Here is a 24128-nt window from a genome sequence, read left to right as displayed (position 1 = left end):
CAAGTCGGGGGATAGCGGTAGTGCCATGTGACGTCAGGGGGACGGGCGTGGGCGGATGCCTCAGGCGAGGTCGGCGGCGCGCTGCAGCACGTGGTCGGGGACCGGCTCGGCGCAGTCGTCGGAGGTCTGCGGCGGGTCGGCGACCATGCGCAACGGCATGACGCCGGCCCAGATCGGCAGGCCGATGTCGGACTCCTCCTCGCTGACGGCGCCCGAACGCATCTTGACCGAGACCTCCGTCAACGGCAGCGCGAGCACCGTCGTGGCCGCGAGGTCCTTGCGGGTGGGCGGTCGCAGGGCCGTCGTCCGGCCGGGGACGAGGTGCTCGACGATGAGGTCGAGCGCGTGGTGCTTCGCGTCGCCGGTCACCAGGCGCGGGCGCGCGAGCACCATCGCGCTGCGGTAGTTGACCGAGTGGTGGAAGCCGGAACGCGCGAGCACCAGGCCGTCGACGTGGGTGACGGTGACGCACACCGTCTGCTCGGGCGAGGCCACCAGGCTCTTGGCGGCCACCGAGCCGTGCACGTACAGCGTGCCGTCGGGGGCGTCCGGCGCGGTCGGGGAGAGGTCGACGCCGTACGCCGTCGGCATCACGAGCGGCGCGCCGTCGACGACGACGCCGAGATGGCAGAACATGCCCTGCTCGAGGATCTCCGTCAGCATGGCGCGATCGGTGACGGTGCGATCCTTGTTGCGGTTCAACCGGGTTCGTGGCGTACCGGACAGTGCTGACTGCCTCCGGCGGTCATTCGACCGTGGTGAGGGCATGGACATGCTCACCATCATCGACGAGACCTGGTGCCGGCTGCCACCGCGTTCATAGACTGGGACATGCGAGCCGCGCATGGGGGAGTGCTGCCGATGGGGGTGCGTCGTCCACGGGGTCCGCGACCACACGCGGTGTCGACACCGACGCGCTCGGCGGTCGCGGAGCGTCCGAGACTGGACTCGGGGGGCTTGGCTTCGGATACGGTGCGTGCTCGTACGCGGACCTGTACGGCCGCGACACGTGCCGGAACGGAGCGAGGAAGCGGTCGCCCATGACACACGACAACGGCGGCGCGGCGAACGACCTCGACGGGCAGGTGCGCGCCACACTGTCGCGGCTCAGCCTCGAGCAGAAGGTCGGCCAGCTGTTCGTCACGTGCGTGTACGGGTCCGATGCCGAGCGTCCCGCACCGGGGGACGAGGCGCGCAATCGCGACGAGTTCGGCCTCGCGAGCCCGGCCGACGTCGTCAGGAAGTACCAGCTCGGCGGCGTCGCGTACTTCACCTGGGCGGGCAACACCCACACGCCGGAACAGGTCGCGTGGCTGTCGAACGGGCTCCAGCGTGCGGCGATGGAGGACGGGCCGGCCGTGCCGCTCTTCGTCGCCACGGACCAGGAACAGGGCGCCGTCGTCCGTCTCGGGCCGCCGTTCACCGAGCTGCCGGGCAACATGGCGCTCGGCGCCGCGGGCAGTGAGCGCGACGCGCAGCGGGCGGCACTGGTCACCGGACGCGAGCTGCGCGCGGTCGGGATCAACCAGGACTACGCGCCCGCGGTCGACGTCAACGTCAACCCGCGCAACCCGGTGATAGGCGTCCGGTCGTTCGGCTCCGACCCCGAGCTCGTCGCGCGGCTCGCCGGGGCGCAGGTGCGCGGGTACCGCGAGGCGGGCATCATCGCGACGGCCAAGCACTTTCCCGGCCACGGCGACACGTCCGTCGACAGTCACGTCGGCGTCCCGGTCGTGAAGCACGAGCGGGAGGAGTGGGATCGCGTCGACGCCGCCCCGTTCCGCGCGGTGGTCGCCGACGACGTCGACGCCGTGATGACCGGCCACATCGTCGTGCCGGCGCTCGACCCGTCCGGTGATCCCGCCACGCTGTCCGCGCCGGTGCTGACGGGTGTGCTCCGTGAGGAGCTCGGTTTCGACGGCCTCGTGGTGACCGACTCCCTGCGCATGCAGGGGGTCCGGTCGACGTACGGCGACGACCGCGTGCCGGTGCTCGCGCTGCTGGCGGGCGCCGACCAGCTCCTGATGCCGCCGAACCTCGACCTCGCGTTCCACTCCGTGCTCGCGGCCGTCCGCGCGGGCGAGCTCACCGAGGAGCGCATCGACCGCTCCGTCGAGCGGGTGCTGCGGCTGAAGTACCGCCGTGGCCTGTTCGCGGGTCCCTACGTACGGCCCGATGCCGCGGGCCGCACCGTCGGCATGCGCCGCCACTCCGACAGCGCCGACAGGATCGCTGACCGTACGGTGACGGTCGTCCGCGACGACGCCGGGCTCGTGCCTCTCGACCCCGCGTGGCAGGCGGTGCTCGTCGTGGGTTCGGGGGAGCGCGCCACGTCGACGCTGGCGAAGGAGCTCGAGGCGTACGCGTCGTGGACCTGCGCGGTCGACACCGGCGACTCCCCGGGCGACGACGAGATCAGGTCGGCTGTGGCGCGCGCGAAGCACCACGACGTCGTCGTGCTCCTGACCAGGAAGGCGTGGGACGTCGCGGGCACCGATCCCACCGGCGGTCAGCGACGCCTGATGGCGGCGCTGATCGGCACCCGCGCGCGGGTCGTCGTGGTGGCGGTGCGCGATCCGTACGACCTCGCGTACGCCAACGACGCGACGACGTGCGTCGCCACGTACTGCGACAACGGCACCTCGATGCGTGCTCTCGCACGGGTTCTCGTGGGCGCCGTCGAGCCGCGGGGACAGCTGCCCGTCGAGCTCACGGGCCTGGTGTGACGGAGCCTCCCGCCGACGTTCTGCGAGGCAGGGCCGTAGCCGAGGCGTTGCTTCCCGTCCGAGCGCGCTGATGACGTCGCGGGCGGGACGCCTGCCATGAGATGATGGCGACGGTAACTTTCCAACGTGTGTGGAGGCGGCAGGGTGAGCGGTTCGCAATCACCGCCGCAGGCCGGTGGCGTGCAGGTACGCATTCGCGCGCTGCTCCCGTCGCTGCGCCCGGCCGAACAACGCGTCGCCGAGCACATCCTGGCCGACCCGGCCGGTGCTCCGAACCTCACGATCACCGAGCTGGCGCGCACCTGCGGCACCTCGGAGACGACGGTCATCCGCTTCTGCCGCGCGATCGGATTCGACGGCTATCCGGGCCTGCGCCTCGCCCTGGCGTCCGACGCGGGCCGCGAGGCAGGCTCCGACTCCTCCGGCGTCGGCGGCGACATCTCGCTGTCCGACGGGCTGGCGGACGTCGTCCAGAAGGTCACCTGGCACGATGCCCGCGCCATCGAGGACACCGCGAAGCAGCTCGACGTCGAGACGCTGGAGCTGGTCGTCGACGCGGTGACGCGTGCCTCGCGGGTCGACGTCTACGGCGTCGGCGCGAGCGCGTTCGTGGCGCTCGACCTCCAGCAGAAGCTGTACCGCATCGGGCTGCATGCGTTCGCGTGGTCCGACACCCACGTCATGCTCACCAGCGCCGCATTGCTCGGGGCTGACGACGTCGCGTTCGCGATCTCCCACTCCGGCGAGACCGACGACACGATCGACGCCCTGGGGCAGGCGGCCGCCAATGGCGCCACGACCGTGGCGCTGACGAACTTCCCCCGGTCGCGGATCGCGAGCACCGCCGACCACGTGCTGAGCACCGCGGCGCGGGAGATGACGTTCAGGTCGGGCGCCACCGCCAGCAGGATCGCCCAGCTCAGCGTGATCGACTGTGTGTTCGTCGGCGTCGCGCAGCGCACCTACGACGACGCGCGCGACGCGCTCGAGGCGACGTACCTCGCGGTCCAGTCGCGACGCGGCGGCGCCGGCCAGGCGCGCAGGAAGGGCCGATGACGGCGCCCGTCGACGGTCCCACCGAGGAGCGCAATCCGCGTACCGCCGACATCGACCGCCTCCCTGCGATCGACGTCCTCCGGTTGCTCAACGCCGAGGACGCACTGGTCGCCAACGCCGTCGCCGACGTGCTGCCCGAACTGGCGAAGGCGGTCGACATCGTCGTCGAACGGCTGCGCATCGGCGGACACCTGCACTACTTCGGCGCGGGCACATCGGGCCGGCTGGCCGCGCTCGACGCGGCCGAGCTGCCGCCGACGTTCTCCGTCCCGGCGGGTCTCGTCGTCGCCCACCACGCCGGCGGGTCCGCCGCGCTGACCCAGGCCGCCGAGAACGTCGAGGACGACGAGGAGGCGGGCGCCGCCGAGGCCTCGGTCCTCGGCCCCGACGACGTGGCGATCGGCATCGCGGCGAGCGGGCGCACGCCGTACGTCGCGGGAGCGCTGCGCCGGGCGCGGGAACGCGGCGCGGCCACCGTCCTCGTCACCGCGAACCCGGCGTCCCCGCTCGCGTCGCTCGCCGACGTGCACGTCGGCCCGGACACCGGTGCGGAGGCGATCGCCGGCAGCACCAGGCTGAAGGCGGGCACGGCCACGAAGCTCGTGCTGAACTCCCTGTCGACCGCCGCGATGGTGTTGCTCGGCCGCACGTACTCGAACCTGATGGTGCACCTGCTCGCGACGAACGAGAAGCTCAGGGGCCGGTCGGTGCGCATCCTCGTCGAGGCGACGGGCGCGGAACAGGAGACGTGCGCCGGCGCGCTCGCCGACGCCGGCGGTGACCTCAGGGTGGCACTCGTCGCGCTGCTGTCCGGCGTGCCCACCACGCAGGCCGCCGACGCACTCGCCCAGACCGACGGCACCGTGCGCGAGGCCCTCGCCAAGCTCCAGGCGTAGCCCGACTCTCTGCCACCGGCCCCCGTTGGGGTCCCCGGTCGTGGTCATGGCCCCGGTTGGGGTCCCCAGCTGTGGGCCGGGCCCCGGTTGGGGTCCCCAGCGTTCGACCGGCTCTGAGCGAGGCTCAGTCCTCGCCGAGGTAGGCCTTACGTACCTCGGCGTTGCCCAGCAGGTTGCGGCCGGTGTCGGACAGCACGATCGTGCCGATCTCGAGCACGTGACTGTAGTCGGCGAGCTCGAGCGCGGCCTGGGCGTTCTGCTCGACCAGCAGGATCGTCGTGCCGCGCTCGCGCAGCTCGGTGAGCGTGTCCATGATCCGCGCCATCATGATGGGCGACAGCCCCATCGACGGCTCGTCGAGCATCAGCAGCGTCGGGTCGCACATCAGCGCGCGGCCTATCGCGAGCATCTGCTGCTCGCCGCCGGAGAACGTGCCCGCCTGCTGGCGGCGGCGTTCCTTCAGCACGGGGAACAGCTCGTAGACCTTGGTGAGGTCGCCGCTGACGTTCTGCCCCTTGCGGGTGTACGCGCCGAGCAGGAGGTTCTCCTCGACGGTCATGCGCGGGAAGATATGGCGGCCCTCGGGCACGTGGGCGAGGCCGCGCTCCACGACGAGGTGGGCGGGGACCTGGTCGATCCGCGTGCCCTGGAACGACACCGTGCCCGACTCGGGGCGCAACAGGCCGGAGATCGTGCGCAGGGTCGTGGTCTTGCCGGCACCGTTGGTGCCGATGAGGCTGACGAGCTGGCCCTCCTCGACGGAGAAGCTGATGCCCTTGACCGCCTTGATCTTGCCGTACGCGACTTCGAGGTCGGTGACCTCCAGGATGGGGCTCACGTGGCGGCCTCCCCGGAGCCGTCGGCCTTGTCGTCCTGGGTCGGGCCGGTGCCGAGGTAAGCCTCGATGACGCGCTCGTCCGACTGCACCTGCTCGGCCGTGCCCTCGACGAGTACCTCGCCCCGCACGAGACAGGTGATCCGGTCGCACAGCCGGAAGATGAACCGCATGTCGTGCTCGATGACGACGACGCCGAGCCCGCGTTCGCGGATCGCGAAGATGAGGTCGGTGGCCTGCCCGGTCTCCTGCGGGTTCATGCCGGCGGTCGGCTCGTCGAGCAGCAGCAGGCCGGGATCGGTCGCGAGTGCCCGGGCGATCTCGAGCCGGCGCTGGTCGCCGTACGAGAGGTTGCGCGCGAGGCTGTTGCCGACGGCGGAGAGCCCCACGAAGGAGAGCAGCTCACGCGACCGGTCGAGCGTCTCGCGCTCCTCCCGCCGGTAGCGCGGCCCCCGGACGATGGAGGTGAGCACTCCCGACCTGGTGCGGCAGTAGCGGCCGACCATGACGTTCTCGAGCGCGGTCATGTTGCCGAACAGCCTGATGTTCTGGAACGTGCGTGCCACCCCGGCGCGGGCGACGAGACGGGGCTGCGGCGGCAGCCGCCTGCCGCGGTACGTCACCCTGCCGCGGGTCGGTCGGTACATCCCGGTGAGGCAGTTGAAGAACGTCGTCTTGCCCGCGCCGTTGGGCCCGATCAGTCCGACGATCTCCTGGTCGTGCACCTGGAAGTCGACGTTGTTGACGGCGACGAGGCCGCCGAAGCGCATCGTGATGCCGTGTGCCCGCAGGACGGGCGGGGCGTCCTGCGGTCCGCCGGTGGTGCTGTCGGTCGTCTCGACCGGTGTGGTGGTCATGAGCCGGCCTCCGGAGTGAGCATCGCGGCGAGGACGACGAGAGCGAGGGTCGAGCCCGGCGCACGTGAGCGAGGAGCGGAGCGGAGGAGGGCGGTGGGGAACACTGTCATTTCGTCGGCACCTCCGTGTCGGCGACCTGGCCCTCGAGCTCGGACGCGAGCTTCTCGTCCTCCTCGTGCAGTTCGAGCTGCCGGCGCTTGCTCGCGATGATGCCCTCCGGCCGGAAGCGCATCATCACGACGAGCAGCAGGCCGAAGAGCAGCAGCCGGTAGTCGGAGAAGAACCGGAGCTTCTCCGGCAGGAGCTTGAGGATCGTCGCGCCGAGCAGGACGCCCGCGACCGTGCCCATGCCGCCGAGCACGACGGCGGAGAGCAGGAACGCGGACTCGAGGAACTGGTACTGGTCGGGGGTGACCGACACGTCGTGGTGCGCCTTGATCGTGCCGGCGAGACCGGCGAGGAACGCGCCGCCGGCGAAGGCGAGGAGCTTCAGACCGAACGTGTTGATCCCCATCGCGTCGGCCGCCCGCTCGTCCTCGCGGATCGCCACCCAGCCGCGCCCGATGCGTGAGTCGTTGAGCCGGACGAACGCGAGGATCACGAGCGCGATGACCGCCAACAGGAGGATGTAGTAGTTCGCGAAGCGGCCGATCTCGATGCCGAAGACGATGTGCGGGTCGCCGAAGTCGAACGACCCGATCCGCAGGTCGGGGATGCCGGGGATGCCGTTCGGCCCGTTGGTGAGGTCCGGTCCGTTGGTGCCGTCCAGGTTGTTCATGGTGATCTTGAAGATCTCGCCGAACGCCAGCGTGACGATGGCGAGGTAGTCACCGCTGACCCGCAGCGTCGGACTGCCGATGATGAGGCCGAAGCATGCCGCGATCACCGCGCCGAGGACCACGACGACGAGGAACGGCGGCTTCCAGCCGATGGTGGCGAACGCGGAGTTCGACAGCATCGCGCCGACGTACGCGCCGGAGCCGAGGAAGGCGATGTAGCCGAGGTCGAGCAGGCCGGCGAGACCGACCACGATGTTGAGGCCGATGGCCGTCGTCGCGAAGACCAGGACCTGTGCGGCGATCGACATGTTGGCGTCGCTGCCGTCCTGGGTGAACGGGAAGAGGAACGCGACGAGGAACGCGGCCAGCAGCGTGACGCGGCGGAACCTCGCCGCCACCTCGCCCACGTAGCCGAGGAGCCCGACCGTCCGCGAGGCGAGGACGAGTCCGGTGGCGAACACCAGGAAGTCGACGAAGACCCAGGCGTCCTCGCGGCCCAGCGCGTACGCGCTGCCCCAGAGCACGAGCCCGAGGGTCGCGGCGATCACCAGGATCTGCGCCCAGTCGGGCAGCCGCCACTCGGGGACGCGGAGCGCGCTCTCGGGCAGGGCGCGTGTCGCGACGAGCAGGAGCAGTGCGCCGGCGCCGGAGACCCAGCCACCGGGGTCGAGGTTGATGAAGCCGCCGAGGCTGACGGCGATGCCCAGCAGGACGAGCCACACCACGAGGAAGGAGAAGAAGCCGGTCGTGCGGGCGCCGCTCTCGGCGTTGGGCAGGACCGTGCGCAGACGTGCGGACAGCGGGCCGCGGACGGACAGCAGCATGAGGAACGCGACGAGGGACAGGACGAGCGTGTAGACCTGCGGCCCTGCCGGGTAGAAGTACAGCGTGAGGTCGTCGAGGATGTCGTCGTCGTAGGTCCACGGCAGCAGGGTGCCGACCAGCATGAGCACGGCGCCCGCGAGCGACAACGGCCAGGCGAGTCGGCCGAAGCTCTTGCGCAGCAACGCGTCGAGGTTTCGCACGGCGTTCATGCGCGCTCGCCTCCTCTCTCGCCGAGCTCCTGCGCTTGGTTCATGCGCGGTCCACCACCCGCGCGCCGAGCAGACCCTGCGGCCGGAAGACGAGGACGAGGATGAGGAGCGCGAACGCCCAGACGTCCTTCCAGGCGCTGCCGCCGAACTGGCCGGGAATGTACTGCGTCGCGAGGGTCTCGACGAGACCGAGGACGAGCCCGCCGAGCACGGCGCCGTAGATGTTGCCGATACCGCCGAGCACAGCGGCAGTGAACGCCTTGAGCCCGGCGATGAATCCCATCCGGAAGTCGATGTTGGTGTACTTGAGGCCGTGCGCGATGCCCGCGATGGCGGCCAGGGCCGCACCGAGGGCGAACGCGACGACGATGATGCGGTCGACGTTGATGCCCATCAGCCGCGCGGTGTCGGGATCCTGGGACGTCGCCTGCATCGCCCGGCCGGTGCGGGTGCGGTTGACGAACCAGTACAGGAAGATCGTGCAGATGATGAGCGCGGTGATGGTGAACACCGCCGACCGCTGCACGGTGACGCCGAAGACGACGAGCGGCTGTCCGGTGATGCCGTCGATCTGCGGGAACGGGATCGCCCTGGTGGCGTTGGGAAAGCTCGGGATCCGGCCGTAGAAGAGGCGGACGGCCTCCTGGAGGAAGACCGAGACGCCGATGGCGGTGATCAGCGGCGCCAGTCGCGGTGCGCTGCGTAACGGCCGGTACGCCACCCGCTCCATCAGTACGGCTACGCCGATCGACGCGCCGATGGCGCCGATCACCATGAACGGGAAGATCCACAGCGCGGTCATGTCACGGAACAGCACCGTCCACACCGTGAGCGCGCCGAACGCCCCGATCATGAACACCTCGCCGTGCGCGAAGTTGATGAGCTGGATGATGCCGTACACCACGGTGTAACCGACTGCGATGAGCGCGTACAGGGCGCCCAGCGACAGTCCGTTGACCAGTTGCTGCAGGAGCAGCTCAAGGCCGTGTGGCAGAACCTCCACGCTTGCGGACCTCCGAGGTCAGTTCTCCACGTGACCGCTCCGGGGCCAGGCTCGTGGCCCGGCCCCGGTTGTCACGGTGTGAGCTCTCGTCTCCCGCCGTCTACTACTTGAACTCCTCGGTGTTGACGTCCGTGAACTCGTCGCCTTTGACCTCGTAGACGGTCAGTACCCGGTTGGTGGTGTCGCCGTACTCGTCGAACGCGACCTCGCCCGAGAGGCCGTCGAACGAGACGTCCTTCATCGCGTCGACCGTCGCCTGCCGCGCCGACTTGGCGTCGTCGGCATCCTTGAGCGAGGTCTTGAGTGCGTTGAGGATCGCCGTGGCGGAGTCGTAGGAGTACGCGCCGTACGACGAGTTGTCACCCTTGTAGCCGCCCGCCTTGTAGTCCTTGGTGTACTGCTCGGCCGCCGGGAGCTTGTTCAGCGGCGCACCGATCGAGGTGGCGAGGAAGCCGCTCGCGGCCTTGCCCGCCAACGGGATGAACTCGGTCGAGTACGTGCCGTCGCCACCCATCAACTTCGCGTCGACACCGTTCGACTTGAGCTGCTGCTTCAGCGGACCGGCTTGCGGGTATTCGCCGCCGTAGTAGATCAGGCCGGGGTTCTTCGGCTTGATCTTCGAGATGACGGCGCTGTAGTCCTTGTCCTCGGGTGTGATCGTCTGCTTGGACACGATCTTGCCGCCGAGCTTCTCGAACTCCGCGGTGAACGACTCCGCGAGGCCCTGACCGTAGGTCTTCTTGTCGTGGATCGTCGCGACCTCGGTGATCTTCAGTTCGTTGTAGACGTAGCGCGCCGCGAACGGACCCTGGATCGCGTCGGTGGTGCAGACGCGGAAGTAGTTCTCGTACGCCCGCTTCGGCGTGGTCTTCCAGTCCGCGCCCTGGGTCAGCTCGGTGCCGGTGTTGGCCGGCGAGACCTGGGTGATGTTCGCGGCCGAGAGGACCGGCTGCACCTGCTGGCTGGTGCTGGAGTTCAGCGTGCCGACCACCGCGACGACCTCGTCGTCGTTGGCGAGCTTGGTGGCGGCGTTCTTGGCGACGTCGGGCTTGCCCTCGTCGTCCTCCGCCGCGACCTCGAGCGTCCAGCCGGGGATGAGCTTCTTCTCGTTGGCCTGCTTGACAGCCAGGTCGACGGAGTCGCGGATGCCGATGCCGAGTGCCGAGAGATCACCTGAGGTGGGGGAGATGACCCCGATCTTGGCGACCTTGCCCGCGTCGTCACCGCCGCCACCACTGTTGTTGTCCTCGCCGCGGTTGCCGCAGGACGTCAAGACGAGCGCCGCGGCAGCGAACGCCACCCCGACGCGGACCCATGCACGTTGGCGCACGTTCTCTCCTCCAGAATGTAGGTCGAACCACTCGGCTCGTCTCGTAGGTGGCCCGAGAGTAGACCACGGTCGCCACCTGTGCCGATACCCTGGTGAGTATTCCACCGGAACGTGTCTACCCGAGGACTTCGTAACGTGTTTGAAACCCTGACCGACCGACTCGAGTCCGTCTTCAGCGCGCTCCGCAAGAAGGGGCGCCTGACGGAGGACGACGTCACCTCCACCTGTCGCGAGATCCGCATCGCCCTGCTCGAGGCGGACGTCGCGCTGCCGGCGGTCAAGGATTTCATTGCCCGCGTCAAAGAACGGGCCCTCGGCGCGGAGGTGCACGACGCGCTCAATCCCGCGCAGCAGGTCATCAAGATCGTCAACGACGAGCTCGTCGACACCCTCGGCGGCGAGACCCGCCGGCTGCGCTTCGCCAAGACACCGCCGACGGTCCTCATGCTCGCGGGCCTGCAGGGCACGGGTAAGACGACGCTCGCCGGCAAGCTGGCGCACTGGTTGCGCGAGCAGGGCCACGTACCGCTGCTCGTCGCCGCCGACCTCCAGCGTCCCAACGCGGTGCAGCAGCTGCAGGTGCTCGGCGAGCGCGCGCAGGTCGCGGTGTTCGCCCCCGAGCCGGGCAACGGCGTCGGCGACCCGGTGGCCGTCGCGCGCGACGCCGTCGACCACGCCAGGCGGCAGCAGTACGACGTGATCCTCGTCGACACGGCCGGACGCCTGGGCATCGACGCGGACATGATGAAGCAGGCGGTGGACATCCGCGACGCCGTCAATCCGGACGAGATCCTGTTCGTCGTCGACGCGATGATCGGTCAGGACGCCGTCACCACGGCGGAGGCGTTCCTCGAGGGCGTCGGCTTCGACGGCGTCGTCCTCACCAAGCTCGACGGCGACGCGCGCGGGGGTGCCGCACTGTCGGTCGCCCACGTGACCGGCCGCCAGGTGATGTTCGCGTCGACCGGCGAGAAGCTCGACGACTTCGACGTCTTCCACCCCGACCGCATGGCGTCGCGGATCCTCGGCATGGGCGACATGCTGACACTGATCGAGCAGGCGCAGCGCACGTTCGACGAGGACCAGGCCACCGAGATGGCCGGCAAGCTGGCCACCGGCGACGACTTCACCCTCGAGGACTTCCTGCAGCAGATCGCGATGGTGCGCAAGCTGGGATCGATCTCCAGCCTGCTCGGCATGGTTCCCGGCATGAACCAGATGCGCGAGCAGATCGACCAGATCGACGATCGCGACGTCGACCGGCTCACCGCGATCATCCAGTCGATGACACCGGCGGAGCGCCATACACCGAAGATCATCAACGGCTCGCGCCGGCTCCGCATCGCGAGCGGCTCGGGCACCACCGTCACCGACGTCAACCACCTCGTCGAGCGCTTCAACGAGGCGCGCAAGATGATGAAGCAGATGAGCGGCGGTGGCATCCCCGGCATGCCGGGTATGCCGGGCGGCCGCAAGGCCAAGCAGCAGCGCAAGGGGAAGGGCAAGGGCAAGAAGAAGGGGGCCAAGGGGCGCAGCGGCGGCGGCACGAAGCAGCCGGGCGGGCTGGGGCTGCCGGCCGGCATGCCCGACCTCACCGGCGGCGCTCCCGGCGGGGGGATGCCCGGCGGCTTCGGCGGGTTCCGCATGCCCGACCTGTCCAAGCTCAACCCGCCCCCGCCGCGCGAGAAGTAGGGCGCGGCGGCCGGTCGCGGGCCCTCCGTACGCGGCGGGTCGCGCGTTCTGGCACAATTGCACACTGGCGCGCGATGCCGAGGTCCCTCTCTACCTCCGGCACGCGCCGTCCCGGGCGCCGGACACCGACCCCACCGGGGTTTCGGTCGCCTAGTCGCGTACGACACATGAGGAGACACCACACCCGTGGCAGTCAAGATCAGGCTCAAGCGCCTGGGGAAGATCCGCAACCCCCAGTACCGCATCGTGGTCATGGACTCACGCACCAAGCGTGACGGCCGCGCCATCGAGGAGATCGGCAAGTACCACCCGAAGGAAGACCCCTCGCTCATCGAGGTCGACTCCGAGCGGGCGCAGTACTGGCTGAAGGTGGGCGCGCAGCCGAGTGACCCAGTGCGCCACCTGCTGAAGCTCACCGGCGACTGGCAGCGGTTCCAGGGCGACCCGAACGCCGAGAGCACCGTGAAGCCGCCCAGGACCCGGGCCGACAAGCAGGCTGCTTACGAGGCCGCCGCCAAGGAGTCGGGCGACTCCGGCGCGCCGGCCAAGAGGGCCGCGAGTGAGGCGCCGCAGGCCGACGCCTCCAGCGAGGCCTGAGCATGCTCAGCGAGACCGTCGAACACCTGGTTCGCGGCATCGTCGACCACCCGGACGACGTGACCGTGCGCTCGCGTGCGCTGCGCCGCGGCAAGATCCTCGATGTCCGGGTACACCCGGACGACCTCGGCCGCGTGATCGGCCGCAGCGGCCGTACCGCGCAGAACATCCGCACGGTCGTCGACGCCCTGTCCCAGGGCGAGCACCAGCGGGTCGAGTTCGAGGCGCACGGCGCCTCACGGGGCTCTCGGCGCAACGGCGCGGGGCGCTGACGCGGGGGCGCCCCGTGCTCATCGTCATCGGCCGGGTGCTGCGTGCCCACGGGCTGCGCGGCGACGTGCTCGTCGACGTCCGCACCGACGAACCGGCACGCCGGTTCCGGGCCGGTGCGGTCCTGCGACGCGGTGACGGCACCGGCGCCCTGACGATCGAGGCCGCGAGCCCGCACGCCGACCGGATGCGCGTACGGTTCGCCGAGGCGGGTGACCGGACGTCCGCCGAGGGGCTACGCGGAGTCGAGCTCGTGTTCGACAGCGACGACCTGACGCCGAGCACCGACCCCGACGACGTCCACGACCTCGAGCTGATCGGCTCGTCAGTCGTCACCACCGACGGCGCCGAGGTCGGCACGGTCACCGACGTCCTCCACCCGGCCCAGGACGTGCTCGTCATCGAGCGGGCGACCGGCGGAGAGGTGCTCGTCCCGTTCGTCGCGGCGATGGTGCCGGTGGTGGACCTCGCCAACCGCCGGCTGGTGGTCGACCCGCCCCCCGGTCTGCTTGACGACGAGGAGGGCTGAGGGTGCGCATCGACGTCGTCACGATCTTCCCCGAGTACCTCGCGCCGCTGGACGTCTCGCTGATCGGGCGTGCCAGGACCACCGGGCTGCTCGACGTCCGCGTGCACGACCTGCGCGACTGGACCGAGGACGTCCACCGCTCCGTCGACGACTCGCCGTACGGCGGCGGCGCGGGCATGGTGATGACCCCCGAGCCCTGGGGGCGCGCGCTCGACGCCCTGGTGGCGGAGTCGGACGCCGGCGGCGGTGCGCCGCGGGTGGTCGTCCCGACGCCCAGCGGGCACAGGTTCACCCAGGACGACGCCCACCGCTACGCGCGGGAGCCGTGGCTGGTCTTCGCCTGCGGCCGCTACGAGGGCATCGACGCCCGGGTGGTGGAGGCCTACGCCGAGCGGGTCCCCGTCGAGGAGGTGTCGATCGGCGACTACGTGCTGGCCGGCGGCGAGGTCGCGGCGCTCGTCATGATCGAGGCGACGAGCCGGCTGCTGCCCGGGGTGCTCGGCAACCCCGCCTCGCTGGTCGAGGAGTCCCACGTCGACGGTCTGCTCGAGTACCCGGTGTACACCAAGCCCGCCGTGTGGCGCGGCCGAGCCGTGCCCGAGGAGCTGCTCTCCGGCAACCACCAGCTCGTCGCCCGGTGGCGACGCGAGGCGGCGCTGGCCAGGACCGCCGAGCGGCGTCCCGACCTGCTCGGGCAGGAGCCGGAGGGATCGCAGCCGTAGAGAGGCCGGCCGCCAGGGCTGGATTCGCTGGTCTCCCGCCCGTGTGGCAAACTTGAACGACCCGTGCCAGTGGACTGGCCGGCGAGAGCATTCCCACGACTTCCTGCGAAGGACTCATCATGCACCGCCTCGACGAGATCGACGCCGCCTCGATGCGTGCGGACATCCCGGACTTCCGCGCCGGCGACACGCTCAAGGTCCACGTCCGCGTCGTCGAGGGCAACAAGAGCCGCATCCAGGTCTTCCAGGGTGCCGTCATCCGTCGCCAGGGCGCCGGGCTGCGCGAGTCGTTCACCGTGCGCAAGGTCAGCTACGGCGTGGGGGTCGAACGCACGTTCCCGATCCACGCGCCGACCATCGAGCGCATCGAGGTCGCCACGCGCGGCGACGTCCGTCGGGCGAAGCTCTACTACCTGCGTGACCGCCGCGGCAAGGCCGCGAAGATCAAGGAGCGTCGCGAGGTCTCCTCCGCGTCCTGATGTCGTGACCGATCCTGGCCCCACTGACGGGATACGCTCTGACGCGATGACCGACGATCTGGAGACCTCGGCACCGGCCGGGACCACGGGGGGAAGACATCGTCCCGACGCTGCACGTCGTGGTCGGCGCCGGGCTGGTGCGAGGCAGGACCCGTCGGAGGGTCGCGGGACGGGAAGGGTCGGCGACGTGAGGGAGTCGGCCAAGGCGTCGGGCGACAAGGGGACCACCAGCAAGAAGAGCGCCTTCTTCAAGGAGCTCGTGATCCTCGTCGTGCTCGTGCTCGGTCTGACGGCGTTACTGCGCGGCCTCGTGTTCGAGGCGTACATGATCCCGTCGGGGTCGATGGAGAACACCCTGCAGATCGGCGACAAGGTCCTCGTCAACAAGATGGTGTACCGCTTCGGCGACGTCGAACGCGGCGATGTGATCGTCTTCGACGGCGCCGGGTCCTTCACCCCCGAGGTGGAGGTGCCGGCCGACGACCAGGCCAACCCCGTGGTGCGGGCGTTCCGCTGGATCTCGCAGTTCTTCGGCGGCACGCCCATCGGCGAGGAGGACTTCGTCAAGCGGGTCATCGGCGTCCCCGGTGACAAGGTCGAGTGCCGCAGGTCCGACACCGGGTTCGGCATGTACGTCAACGGCGTGCGGCTGCAGGAGAAGCCCTACCTCTACCCGGGCGACCAGCCGTGCGCGAAGGAGTTCGCGGGCAAGAACGCCGTCACCGTCCCGCAGGGGCGGCTGTGGGTGATGGGTGACCACCGGTCGCTGTCGGCCGACTCGCGCGAGCACGTCGACGACGGCAACCTCGGCACGGTGCCCGAGGACGCGGTCATCGGCAAGGCGTTCGCGATCGTCTGGCCGACCGACCACTGGACATCGCTGGCGCGCCCCGACACGTTCGACCAACGTGCCCTGCACGGAGCCGCCCAGCCGTCCGGCGTCGTGGGCACGGGCGGCGACCACGCACCGCTGGTCGCGCTCGCCGGTGTGCTGACGCTCGCGCCCGGCCGTCCCCGCAGGTGGCGCCCGCGACGACCATGATCGGCACCACACAGCCCATCCGCGTGCGCCGCGACTCCGGCCTCTACGGATACGAGCGGGCGCTGGCCAGGTCGGGCCTCGCCCCGGTGGCGGGCGTCGACGAGGCAGGACGGGGCGCGTGTGCCGGGCCACTGGTGGTGGGTGCGGCGATCCTGCCCGGCGGGCAGCGGGGCATCGTCCCGGAGCTCGCCGACTCCAAGGTCATGACCCCGCTCAAGCGCGAGCGCGCGTACCGGGAGATCGTCCGGCGTGCGCTCGCCTGGAGTGTCGTCGTCGTGGCGGCCGGGGAGTGCGACCGGCTCGGCATGCACGTCGCGGACATCGAGGGCATGCGCCGGGCGCTCGCGCGGCTCGACCCGCAGCCGCGCTACGTGCTGAGCGACGGCTTCCCGGTGAGCGGCCTCGGGGTCCCCGGGCTGGCCGTGCCCAAGGGCGACGCCGTGATCGGCTGCGTGGCCGCGGCATCGGTGATCGCCAAGGTCACCAGGGACCGGCTGATGACGGAGATGCACGAGGAGTTCCCCGCGTACGGGTTCGACGTGCACAAGGGCTACGTGACAGCGGGTCACCGCAGGACACTCGCCGACCACGGACCGTGTCCGGAGCACCGTCGGCGGTTCGTCACGGTGCGGGGCGCGATGAGACATGATGACGGGGAGGCCCCGATCGACGGCCTGACGCTCGAGGAGGAGGAAGAGGTGAGGCGCGCATGAGTACCGAGGATCTCGAGAAGTACGAGACCGAGATGGAGCTCCAGCTCTACAAGGAGTACCGCGACGTGCTCCGCCTGTTCACGCACTCGGTCGAGACGGAGCGGCGCTTCTACCTGACCAACGACGTCCAGCTGCAGGTGCGCACGTCGGGCACCGGCGAGGTGTACTTCGAGGTCACCATGACCGACGCCTGGGTGTGGGACCTCTACCGGATGAAGCGGTTCGTGAAGAGCGTGCGGGTGGTGACGTTCAAGGACGTCAACATCGAGGAGCTCGCCCAGAGCGACGACCTCGACCTCCCGAAGGACGGCGAGGTCTGACCGGCGCGCCTCACTGGCAGAGCAGGCGGTCGATGCGGCGGCTCGACGCGACGGAGCCGGCGACGCTGAGCACCGCGAGGTAGCCGGCGTGCACGGCGGTCATGGCGGAGATGCTGCCGGTGGTCAGCTCGCGGATCAGCTCGACGGACTGGGTCAGCGGGGTCCACTGCACGATCGGCTGCACCCAGTCGGGGTAGACGTCGAGCGGGTAGAACGTCGCCGACAGCAGGAACAGCACCATGATGACGAAGCCGAGGTAGTCGAAGTCCTGCCAGCTGCGCATGAACGTCGCGAACGCCATGCCGACGGCGCCGAACGCGTAGCCGATGAGGATCGTCGCGGGCAGCGCGAGCAGCCCGTACCAGGACTCGACATAGCCCATGACGGCCATCAGCGCGAGGAACGCCGCCGAGTAGCAGCCGCCCCGCGCGAGCGCCCAGGCGATCTCGCCGAGGGCGACGTCGACCGGACGCATCGGTGTGGCGAGGACCGAGTCGTAGAGCCGCGCGTACTTGAGCCGCGCGAACATGTTGAAGGTCGTCTCGGTGAGCGCGCCGTTCATGGCCGACACCGCGAGCATCGCCGGTGCGACGAACACGGGGTACGGCACCTGCCGGCCGCCGACGTCGATCGTGCCGACGAGCGCACCGAGACCGATGCCCAGCGAGAACAGGTAGAACACCGGCTCGAACAGCCCCGAGGCGAAGACGAACCAGCCGCTGCGGTAGGCGAGGACGTTGCGCTCGAACATCCTGCGGCCCTTGCCGCGGCTGGTCATCGAGCGCGTGACGAACATCGTGGTGACCACCTCACACCACCATCCGCCTGGCGAACCCGCGGCGGGCGAGCACGAAGCCGACCACCATCCAGCCGGCGAGGTAGCCGACGTGGAGCAGCGCCATCGGCAGCGTCGTGCCGCCGGCGACGAGGGTGCGGCACAGGTCGACGCCGTGCCACAGCGGCGAGACGTACGCAAGCGGCTGGACCGCGGTGGGCAGCTCGGTGACCGGGAAGAAGGTGCCGGAGAACAGGAAGAGCGGCACGCTGCCGAACCGGTAGAGCAGCGAGAACGATGCTTCGTTCTTGCGCGTCACCGCGAACGCGTAGATCGGCGTGGCGAGCGCCAGGCCGGTGAGGATCGCGGCCGGCAGGGTCAGCAGGGACAGTGCGTGGTCGACCACGCCGAAGACCAGCATCGCGAGGTACGTCGCCGCGGCCGTCATGGCCGCGCGCACGCCGACCCACGCGAGGTGGCCGACGAGGACGTCGGTGCTGCTCAGCGGCGTGGCGAGCATGGCGTAGAAGGTCTTGTCCCACTTGATCTGCGAGATGACCGGCCAGGTGCACTCGCCGATGACCACCAGCAGGACCGACGCGGCGAGCAGGCCCGGTGCCAGGAAGTCGAGGTACGAGCCGCCGAGCGAGCCCGTCACGCCGGGGTCGTCGATGAGGGTGCCGACCCCGACTCCCATCGCCCCGAGGTAGACCAGCGGCATGAGGAACGTGGAGAAGACGCTGCCGCGCCAGGTGCGGCGGTACTGCTGGATGTAGCACTCGAACGCGTGGGACGCGTTGGCGGCGGAGACGCTCATGTCAGTCGACGAGCGTGCGGCCGGTGAGGCGGAGGAAGACGTCCTCCAGCGTGCTGCGCCGCACCAGGGCGCTGAGCGGCGACAGGCCGCGGTCGTGGACCTCGGCCAGGGCGGTTTCGCCATGGTCGGAGTACAGCAGGATGCGGTCGGGCAGCACCTCCTGACGCTCGACGATGCCGTCGAGCTTGGTCGCCACGTCGCCGTGGTCGGCGACGTCGAACCGCAGCTCGACGACCTCGCGGGTGGCGTAGCGCCCGATCAGCTCGCGGGGCGAGCCCTGCGCGGCGATCTCGCCCTTGTCCATGACCACGAGCCGGTCGCAGAGCTGCTCGGCCTCGTCCATGTAGTGCGTGGTGAGGACGAGGGTGACGCCCTGGGTCTTGAGCCGGAACAGCTTGTCCCAGACCAGGTGGCGTGCCTGCGGGTCGAGCCCGGTCGTCGGCTCGTCGAGCAGCAGCAGCTCGGGCTCGTTGACGAGCGAGCGCGCGATGGTCAGTCGCCGCTTCATGCCGCCGGACAGCGGCTCCACCTTGTCGCCGGCCCGGTCGGTGAGCTGGACGAACTCGAGTAGCTCGTCGGCCCGCTGCTTGGCGATACGGCGCGGGATGCCGAAGTAGCGGGCGTAGACCACGAGGTTCTCGCGGCAGGTGAGCTCGGTGTCGAGCGTGTCGTCCTGGGGCACGACGCCGAGGCGGGCCCGGATCTCCGGTCCTTCCCGGCGTGGATCCATCTCGAGGATCGACAGCTCGCCGCCCGTGGGTGGCGACACGCAGGCGACCATGCGCATGGTCGAGCTCTTGCCCGCGCCGTTCGGCCCGAGGAAGCCGAAGAACTCGCCGCGGCGCACGTCGAGGTCGATCCCGCGCACGGCCTCGAACGAGCCGAAGCGCTTGACCAGGGCGCGCGCGTGCACGAGCGTGCGGGTTTCTGCCACGATCAGGACGCTACCCGTCCCGGCCGACAGTCCGGCAACCGATTTCCGACTCTGTTCCTGCGGTACTGCTCGGGCGTCGCGTACCGTCCGTAGCGTTCTCGGCGACGGCAGTACCCGACGGGCACGACCGAGGGGATGGGCTCGAGATGACGAACACCGCGAACGAGGCGGCAGCCGAACCGAACATGCGCGGGACGGCAGCCTGGGGGAAGCGCCTGAGCGCGGCGCTCGGCGCGGTCGCGGGCGGGTTCGCCGTGTGGGCGGTCGCCGTGCCGGTGGCCGGGGTCGACCTCATCGTCCGGGCGGGCGGGCAGATGCACGTCGGGCCGCTCGCGGTGCTGCTGATGGCCGTAGGTGCGAGCGCGGTTGGATTGGGCCTGCTCGCGCTGCTCGAGCGGCTGCTGGCGCGCGGGCGGATGGTCTGGCTGATCGTCTCGGGTGTCGTGCTCGCGATCTCGCTGACCGGGCCGCTGGGCGCGGTGAGCGTCGGGGCGATGGTCACGCTGCTCTGCATGCACCTCGTGGTCGGCGGCATCCTGATCGCCGGCGTCGCCGCGACGACGCGGCGGTGAGCTCGTGGCGGTTCAGCCGCCGGACTCCTGAGCCACCAGGCGGTACCCCATGCCGCGGACGGTCGCGATGGTGTCGGCGCCGAGCTTGCGGCGCAGGTACCTGATGTAGACGTCGACGACGTTCGACCCGGGGTCGAAGTCGAGGCCCCAGACGTGGCTGAGGATCTGCTCGCGGGACAGCACCTGGTCCGGGTGGCGCACCAGCAGCTCGGCGAGGGCGAACTCGCGGGCGCTCAGCTCCACCACCTTGTCGCCGATGGTCGCCTTGCGGGTGCGCAGGTCGAGGACCACGGCACCGGCGCGCAGCGTCGTGGGTTCCGCGACGTGGTCGGCGTAGAGCCGCAGCCGGACGCGGGCGAGGAGCTCCTCGAACGCGAACGGCTTGGGCACGTAGTCGTCGGCGCCGCCCTCGAGTCCCGCCACCCGGTCGGCCACCTCGTCGCGCGCGGTCAGGATGATGACCGGGATCGTCACCCGCTCGGCACGCAGCCTGCGCAGCACGCTGAAGCCGTCCTCGCCCGGCAGGCCGATGTCGAGGACGACGAGGTCGAACGCCCCCGACTTCGCGAGGCTGTAGGCGGTGGTGCCGTCAGTCGCGATCGTGGTCGTGAAGCCGTTGGCGCGCAGTCCCTTCTCGACGAACGACGCGATCCGCGCCTCGTCCTCCGCGATGAGGATGCGGCTGGCCATGTCATCTACCTCCGGTCTCCGGCGTGGCGTACGGCCCGCGGGCCACCGTGCGGGACGGTCCAGTCGCGCAGAGGCAGGTCGAGGGTGAACGTCGCGCCCTTGCCCTCCTCGCTGGCGACCCGGACGGTGCCGCCGTGGGCGCGGGCGATCGATCTGACGATGGCGAGCCCCAGCCCCGCACCCGTCCCGCGCCCGGCCCTGCTGCCGCGGCTGAAGCGTTCGAACAGCTGGTCGAGCTCGTCCGCGGGGATGCCGTGCCCGGTGTCGCGTACCCACAACAGGACCCGGCTGTCGTTGACGGCGGAGCCGACGCCGATCGAGTCGCCGTGCCGCGTGTGCGCGACGGCGTTCGAAGTGAGCTGCATGAGGGCCTGTGTCAGCCGTTGGCTGTCGGCGAGGACGATGCGCTCGGCGATGTCGTCGACGCCCCAGCGCCGGTCGCCGAGCGCCCTGGACTTCGCGACGACCTGCACCGTGAGGTCGGCGAGCTCGACCTCGCCCGGCGACAGGAAGTTGGGCTGCTCGGACCGGGCGAGGAGCAGGAGGTCCTCGACGATGCGGTTCATCCGGGCGAGCTCGTCGCTGACCAGCGCGAGCGTCTCCTCCCGCTCGTGCGGGTCGTCGCCCATCAGCTCGAGATGGCCGCGGATCACGGTGATCGGCGTGCGGAGCTCGTGACCCGCGTCGTCGAGGAACCGCCGTTGCGTCGCGAAGCCCTGCTCGAGCCGGTCGAGCATGGTGTTGAACGTCGAGGCGAGCTGGGCGAGGTCGTCGTTGCCCGTCACCTCGATGCGACCCGCGAGGTCCTCGCCGGTCACCCGCCCGGCCATCTGCCGCAGCAGCCGAACGGGGGCGAGCACGCGTCCGGCGACGACCCAGCCGACCGCGCCGGCCACCGCGAGCGAGCCGAAGCCGACCAGGGTGAGCACCCGGACGGTGGTGGCGTTCTCGCGGGCCTCGAGGTCGTAGAACTCGGCGGCAACGAGGTGCCCCAGGCGGGTGTCACCCGTGAGGCGCACTGGAACGACCGCGTACCGCACCCTTCCGACGGAGGACTCGGCCCAGCCGTACCTGGGCGTGCGCGCCGAGGCGATCTCGCGGACCAGGGCGTCGTCCTGGTCGAGCCGCGCCGGCGGCGTGTGCGACGAGCGGCGCGACGCGACGCCCCCGACGATGCTGAAGAACGTCTCGTTGCGGTCGGGCAGCTTCTGCCGCAGGTGCTCGGCGAGCAGGTCGTCGACGCTCGCGGCCCTGGTGTCCTTCGCGAACGTCCGGAACTCGCCCACCTCCTGGGCGAGCTCCGCGTCGAGGCGGTCGGTCAGCGCCCCGGCGAGGATCGCCCTGGTGGCGAGGATCGACAGCAGGAGCGCGACCGCGACGAGCAGCAGCATCCAGGAGAGGATGCGGAACCTCGCGCTGATCTTCATCACGCCAGTGTGCGGGACGATCGAGGGCAGAGAGGGGACATCCGTCAGTCGTCGTCGCCGCGGCCGCGGCCTCGACCGCGACCGTCGTCGTCGTCGTCGTCATCATCGTCGTCATCGTCGTCACCGGCGGTCGACGGGCTGCCGGGCGGCACCGGCGTGGCGCCGTCGTCGTCATCGTCGTCGGTGGCCGACGGGGACGACGGGGACGGCGAGGTCGTCGACGGCGGCGCGGTGGTCGGCGTGGGCGTCGACCCGCTGGTCCTGGTCGCGTCGACGAGGGGACCGAGCGACGGTTCCGGGCTCTGCGCCGTCGTGCTGCGGACCGTGAGCAGGGCCGCGGCGAGCACGGCGCAGCCGAGGAGCAGGAGGACGACCACGAGACGGCCGGGTCGGCGGAGGTGTTTCATGTGCCCTACGGTGCCAGTCCGTACTGAGCCGGTGATGAGATGCGGATGAGAAGTCTCTCATCCCGGCTCCGGCCGTGTCCCAGCCAGCGGAACGCCGGTGGGACAGTCACTCCCGACATGGCAAGGTGAGAGAAGGACGCCGGGCGAACGGAGGGAGAGTGGCCGATGGGAGAGCACGCGGATCTGTGGAAGAGGCACCAGGCGGTACTACCGGACTGGATCGCCGTGCTCTACGACCAGCCGATCGAGCTGGTCTCGGGCGACGGTCGCCGGGTGACCGACGGTGAGGGCAACACGTACCTCGACTTCTTCGCGGGCATCCTGACCAACATGCTCGGCTACGGCGTACCCGAGGTGCGCGACGCCGTACGCGAGCAGCTCGACACCGGCGTCGTCCACACATCGACGCTGTATCTCATCCGGCAGCAGGTGGAGCTCGCCGAGCGGATCGCCGAGCTGTCCGGCATCCCGGACGCGAAGGTGTTCTTCGCGAACTCCGGCACCGAGGCCAACGAGGCAGCGCTCCTGCTCGCGACGCAGTACCGGCGGAGCAACCAGATCCTCGCGCTGCGCAACAGCTACCACGGCCGCTCGTACGCCGCGATGGGCATCACCGGCAACCGCGGGTGGTCGGCGTCGAGCCTCACCCCCGTCAACGTGAGCTACGTGCACTCGGGCTACCGGTTCCGCAGCCCGTTCGGTCACCTCGACGACGAGGGCTTCATCGCGGCGTGTGTCGACGACCTGCGCGAGGTGATCGTCACGACCACGGCCGGCGACGTCGCCTGCATGATCGCCGAGCCGATCCAGGGCGTCGGCGGGTTCGCCACGCCGCCGGACGGGTTCTTCGGCGCGATGAAGGAGGTGCTCGACGAGTACGGCATCCTCTTCGTGTCCGACGAGGTGCAGACCGGCTGGGGCCGCACGGGCGAGCACTTCTGGGGCATCCAGGCACACGGTGTGGTGCCGGACGCGATGACGTTCGCCAAGGGACTCGGCAACGGCCTCGCCATCGGCGGCATCGTGGCGCGGGGCGACCTGATGGACAGTGTCAACGCGAACTCGATCTCCACGTTCGGCGGCAATCCGGTCGCCACCCGCGCGGCGCTCGCCGTGCTCGACTACGTACGCGACCACGACCTGCAGCGGCACGCCCACGAGGTCGGCTCGCGGCTGATCTCCGGGCTGCGTGAGCTGCAGGCGAAGTACCCGGTGGTCGGCGACGTGCGGGGCAAGGGCCTGATGGTCGGCGTCGAGCTCGTCGAGGCCGACGGCAAGACGCCGTCGACGGCGGCCGCGGCGAAGGTGCTCGAGAGCACCAGGGAGCGCGGGCTGCTGATCGGCAAGGGCGGCCTGTACGGCAACGTGCTGCGCATCGCCCCGCCGCTGACGATCACCGCCGACGAGGTCGACGAGGGCCTCCGCGCCATCGCCGACTCCCTGGCGGCCCTGTAGGCACGGAGCGCTCACCGATCTTCATCCGCGTGGACGCTTCGCCGTCGTCATAGCGACAGCGAAGCGTCCACGTCGTTGTTGGGTGCGCCGCGCCTGGCGACAGCGAAGCGTCCACGTCGTTGTTGGGTGCGCCGCGCCTGGCGACAGCGAAGCGTCCACGTCGTTGTTGGG

Annotated in this window: 26 protein-coding genes; 14 read left to right on the top strand and 12 right to left on the bottom strand. The window is 70.4% G+C overall.

The window, feature by feature from the left end; translation table 11 throughout:
* Positions 1-60: 60 nt before the first annotated feature.
* Positions 61-768, bottom strand: coding sequence for a pyridoxamine 5'-phosphate oxidase family protein (locus GEV10_19710; GenBank protein ID MQA80674.1), 708 nt, complete (start codon positions 766-768; stop codon positions 61-63).
* 272 nt (positions 769-1040) lie between these two features.
* Here GEV10_19710 and GEV10_19705 point away from each other — a divergent pair, with 272 nt between their 5' ends.
* The 3 genes from GEV10_19705 to murQ all read left to right on the top strand — a co-directional run bounded on the left by GEV10_19705 (position 1041) and on the right by murQ (position 4678).
* Positions 1041-2726 carry a glycoside hydrolase family 3 protein gene (locus tag GEV10_19705; GenBank protein ID MQA80673.1) on the top strand — a complete coding sequence of 562 codons (1686 nt, stop codon included), beginning with the start codon at positions 1041-1043 and terminating at the stop codon, positions 2724-2726.
* Positions 2727-2852: 126 nt separating this feature from the next.
* Positions 2853-3782 carry an SIS domain-containing protein gene (locus tag GEV10_19700; GenBank protein ID MQA80672.1) on the top strand — a complete coding sequence of 310 codons (930 nt, stop codon included), beginning with the start codon at positions 2853-2855 and terminating at the stop codon, positions 3780-3782.
* Positions 3779-4678, top strand: coding sequence for an N-acetylmuramic acid 6-phosphate etherase (murQ, locus tag GEV10_19695; protein ID MQA80671.1), 900 nt, complete (start codon positions 3779-3781; stop codon positions 4676-4678). The genes GEV10_19700 and murQ overlap by 4 nt, the downstream gene beginning before the upstream one ends.
* Positions 4679-4802: 124 nt before the next feature.
* On the opposite strand, the gene GEV10_19690 is transcribed toward murQ, so the two are convergent.
* The 5 genes from GEV10_19690 to GEV10_19670 form a co-directional block, all read right to left on the bottom strand.
* Positions 4803-5516, bottom strand: a complete 714-nt coding sequence (locus tag GEV10_19690) for an ATP-binding cassette domain-containing protein (GenBank protein ID MQA80670.1) — start codon at positions 5514-5516, stop codon at positions 4803-4805.
* Positions 5513-6370, bottom strand: coding sequence for an ATP-binding cassette domain-containing protein (locus GEV10_19685; protein MQA80669.1), 858 nt, complete (start codon positions 6368-6370; stop codon positions 5513-5515). The genes GEV10_19690 and GEV10_19685 overlap by 4 nt, the downstream gene beginning before the upstream one ends.
* A gap of 106 nt (positions 6371-6476) precedes the next feature.
* Positions 6477-8183, bottom strand: a complete 1707-nt coding sequence (locus tag GEV10_19680) for a branched-chain amino acid ABC transporter permease (protein MQA80668.1) — start codon at positions 8181-8183, stop codon at positions 6477-6479.
* A gap of 40 nt (positions 8184-8223) precedes the next feature.
* Positions 8224-9177 (bottom strand): branched-chain amino acid ABC transporter permease, encoded by a 954-nt coding sequence (locus GEV10_19675; GenBank protein ID MQA80667.1) that lies wholly within the window; start codon positions 9175-9177, stop codon positions 8224-8226.
* Positions 9178-9289: 112 nt separating this feature from the next.
* Positions 9290-10516 carry an ABC transporter substrate-binding protein gene (locus GEV10_19670; protein MQA80666.1) on the bottom strand — a complete coding sequence of 409 codons (1227 nt, stop codon included), beginning with the start codon at positions 10514-10516 and terminating at the stop codon, positions 9290-9292.
* 135 nt (positions 10517-10651) lie between these two features.
* Between GEV10_19670 and GEV10_19665 the strand changes: the two genes are divergently transcribed.
* The 9 genes from GEV10_19665 (at position 10652) to GEV10_19625 (ending at position 16880) form a co-directional block, all read left to right on the top strand.
* Entirely contained in the window at positions 10652-12208 is a 1557-nt protein-coding gene (locus GEV10_19665) for a signal recognition particle protein (protein ID MQA80665.1), read from the top strand.
* Positions 12209-12394: 186 nt separating this feature from the next.
* Positions 12395-12805 (top strand): 30S ribosomal protein S16, encoded by a 411-nt coding sequence (rpsP, locus tag GEV10_19660; protein MQA80664.1) that lies wholly within the window; start codon positions 12395-12397, stop codon positions 12803-12805.
* 2 nt (positions 12806-12807) lie between these two features.
* Positions 12808-13077, top strand: coding sequence for an RNA-binding protein (locus GEV10_19655; protein ID MQA80663.1), 270 nt, complete (start codon positions 12808-12810; stop codon positions 13075-13077).
* A 14-nt stretch (positions 13078-13091) separates the two neighbouring features.
* Positions 13092-13604: a ribosome maturation factor RimM gene (gene rimM / locus GEV10_19650; protein ID MQA80662.1), complete on the top strand. Its 513-nt coding sequence runs from the start codon at positions 13092-13094 to the stop codon at positions 13602-13604.
* A 2-nt stretch (positions 13605-13606) separates the two neighbouring features.
* Positions 13607-14326, top strand: coding sequence for a tRNA (guanosine(37)-N1)-methyltransferase TrmD (gene trmD / locus GEV10_19645; GenBank protein ID MQA80661.1), 720 nt, complete (start codon positions 13607-13609; stop codon positions 14324-14326).
* A gap of 119 nt (positions 14327-14445) precedes the next feature.
* Positions 14446-14805 (top strand): 50S ribosomal protein L19, encoded by a 360-nt coding sequence (gene rplS / locus GEV10_19640; protein ID MQA80660.1) that lies wholly within the window; start codon positions 14446-14448, stop codon positions 14803-14805.
* A gap of 46 nt (positions 14806-14851) precedes the next feature.
* A complete protein-coding gene (gene lepB / locus GEV10_19635) occupies positions 14852-15847 on the top strand; it encodes a signal peptidase I (GenBank protein MQA80659.1) in 996 nt (331 codons plus the stop codon).
* Complete coding sequence (locus GEV10_19630; protein ID MQA80658.1) at positions 15844-16560, top strand: ribonuclease HII; 717 nt, start codon at positions 15844-15846, stop codon at positions 16558-16560. Before lepB ends, GEV10_19630 begins: the two co-directional genes overlap by 4 nt.
* Positions 16557-16880: a DUF2469 family protein gene (locus GEV10_19625; GenBank protein ID MQA80657.1), complete on the top strand. Its 324-nt coding sequence runs from the start codon at positions 16557-16559 to the stop codon at positions 16878-16880. The genes GEV10_19630 and GEV10_19625 overlap by 4 nt, the downstream gene beginning before the upstream one ends.
* Before the next feature lie 10 nt (positions 16881-16890).
* Here GEV10_19625 and GEV10_19620 read toward each other — a convergent pair whose 3' ends face one another.
* Genes GEV10_19620 through GEV10_19610 form a run of 3 tightly spaced genes read right to left on the bottom strand, consistent with a single transcriptional unit; the run spans position 16891 to position 19406 of the window.
* Complete coding sequence (locus GEV10_19620) at positions 16891-17676, bottom strand: ABC transporter (GenBank protein ID MQA80656.1); 786 nt, start codon at positions 17674-17676, stop codon at positions 16891-16893.
* 13 nt (positions 17677-17689) lie between these two features.
* The gene (locus GEV10_19615) at positions 17690-18472 is read right to left on the bottom strand and encodes an ABC transporter (protein ID MQA80655.1); all 783 of its coding nucleotides are present in this window, start codon (positions 18470-18472) and stop codon (positions 17690-17692) included.
* A 1-nt stretch (position 18473) separates the two neighbouring features.
* On the bottom strand, positions 18474-19406 hold the full coding sequence (locus GEV10_19610) for an ATP-binding cassette domain-containing protein (protein MQA80654.1): 933 nt from the start codon (positions 19404-19406) through the stop codon (positions 18474-18476).
* Between the two features lie 146 nt (positions 19407-19552).
* Between GEV10_19610 and GEV10_19605 the strand changes: the two genes are divergently transcribed.
* The gene (locus tag GEV10_19605) at positions 19553-19978 is read left to right on the top strand and encodes a hypothetical protein (GenBank protein ID MQA80653.1); all 426 of its coding nucleotides are present in this window, start codon (positions 19553-19555) and stop codon (positions 19976-19978) included.
* Positions 19979-19990: 12 nt separating this feature from the next.
* Here the strand turns inward: GEV10_19605 and GEV10_19600 are convergent, their stop codons facing one another.
* Genes GEV10_19600 through GEV10_19590 form a run of 3 tightly spaced genes read right to left on the bottom strand, consistent with a single transcriptional unit; the run spans position 19991 to position 22502 of the window.
* Positions 19991-20668 carry a response regulator gene (locus GEV10_19600; protein ID MQA80652.1) on the bottom strand — a complete coding sequence of 226 codons (678 nt, stop codon included), beginning with the start codon at positions 20666-20668 and terminating at the stop codon, positions 19991-19993.
* A 5-nt stretch (positions 20669-20673) separates the two neighbouring features.
* Positions 20674-22089 (bottom strand): HAMP domain-containing protein, encoded by a 1416-nt coding sequence (locus GEV10_19595; GenBank protein ID MQA80651.1) that lies wholly within the window; start codon positions 22087-22089, stop codon positions 20674-20676.
* 50 nt (positions 22090-22139) lie between these two features.
* A complete protein-coding gene (locus GEV10_19590; GenBank protein ID MQA80650.1) occupies positions 22140-22502 on the bottom strand; it encodes a hypothetical protein in 363 nt (120 codons plus the stop codon).
* 165 nt (positions 22503-22667) lie between these two features.
* Between GEV10_19590 and GEV10_19585 the strand changes: the two genes are divergently transcribed.
* Positions 22668-23957 (top strand): aminotransferase class III-fold pyridoxal phosphate-dependent enzyme, encoded by a 1290-nt coding sequence (locus GEV10_19585; protein ID MQA80649.1) that lies wholly within the window; start codon positions 22668-22670, stop codon positions 23955-23957.
* Positions 23958-24128 lie beyond the last annotated feature (171 nt).

Source organism: Streptosporangiales bacterium, assembly GCA_009379955.1.
Classification (GTDB): domain Bacteria; phylum Actinomycetota; class Actinomycetes; order Streptosporangiales; family WHST01; genus WHST01.
Note: the sequence above shows the minus strand (reverse complement) of the source record. Positions and strands in the feature narration are given on the sequence as shown.

Excerpts from the sequence above, each read along its gene's own strand:
- GEV10_19710 (MQA80674.1), bottom strand. The coding sequence starts at position 768 with ATGCCCTCACCACGGTCGAATGACCGCCGGAGGCAGTCAGCACTGTCC.
- GEV10_19705 (MQA80673.1), top strand. The coding sequence starts at position 1,041 with ATGACACACGACAACGGCGGCGCGGCGAACGACCTCGACGGGCAGGTG.
- murQ (MQA80671.1), top strand. The coding sequence starts at position 3,779 with ATGACGGCGCCCGTCGACGGTCCCACCGAGGAGCGCAATCCGCGTACC.
- GEV10_19685 (MQA80669.1), bottom strand. The coding sequence starts at position 6,370 with ATGACCACCACACCGGTCGAGACGACCGACAGCACCACCGGCGGACCG.
- GEV10_19680 (MQA80668.1), bottom strand. The coding sequence starts at position 8,183 with ATGAACGCCGTGCGAAACCTCGACGCGTTGCTGCGCAAGAGCTTCGGC.
- GEV10_19655 (MQA80663.1), top strand. The coding sequence starts at position 12,808 with ATGCTCAGCGAGACCGTCGAACACCTGGTTCGCGGCATCGTCGACCAC.
- rplS (MQA80660.1), top strand. The coding sequence starts at position 14,446 with ATGCACCGCCTCGACGAGATCGACGCCGCCTCGATGCGTGCGGACATC.
- lepB (MQA80659.1), top strand. The coding sequence starts at position 14,852 with ATGACCGACGATCTGGAGACCTCGGCACCGGCCGGGACCACGGGGGGA.
- GEV10_19630 (MQA80658.1), top strand. The coding sequence starts at position 15,844 with ATGATCGGCACCACACAGCCCATCCGCGTGCGCCGCGACTCCGGCCTC.
- GEV10_19625 (MQA80657.1), top strand. The coding sequence starts at position 16,557 with ATGAGTACCGAGGATCTCGAGAAGTACGAGACCGAGATGGAGCTCCAG.
- GEV10_19620 (MQA80656.1), bottom strand. The coding sequence starts at position 17,676 with ATGTTCGTCACGCGCTCGATGACCAGCCGCGGCAAGGGCCGCAGGATG.
- GEV10_19615 (MQA80655.1), bottom strand. The coding sequence starts at position 18,472 with ATGAGCGTCTCCGCCGCCAACGCGTCCCACGCGTTCGAGTGCTACATC.
- GEV10_19605 (MQA80653.1), top strand. The coding sequence starts at position 19,553 with ATGACGAACACCGCGAACGAGGCGGCAGCCGAACCGAACATGCGCGGG.
- GEV10_19600 (MQA80652.1), bottom strand. The coding sequence starts at position 20,668 with ATGGCCAGCCGCATCCTCATCGCGGAGGACGAGGCGCGGATCGCGTCG.
- GEV10_19590 (MQA80650.1), bottom strand. The coding sequence starts at position 22,502 with ATGAAACACCTCCGCCGACCCGGCCGTCTCGTGGTCGTCCTCCTGCTC.
- GEV10_19585 (MQA80649.1), top strand. The coding sequence starts at position 22,668 with ATGGGAGAGCACGCGGATCTGTGGAAGAGGCACCAGGCGGTACTACCG.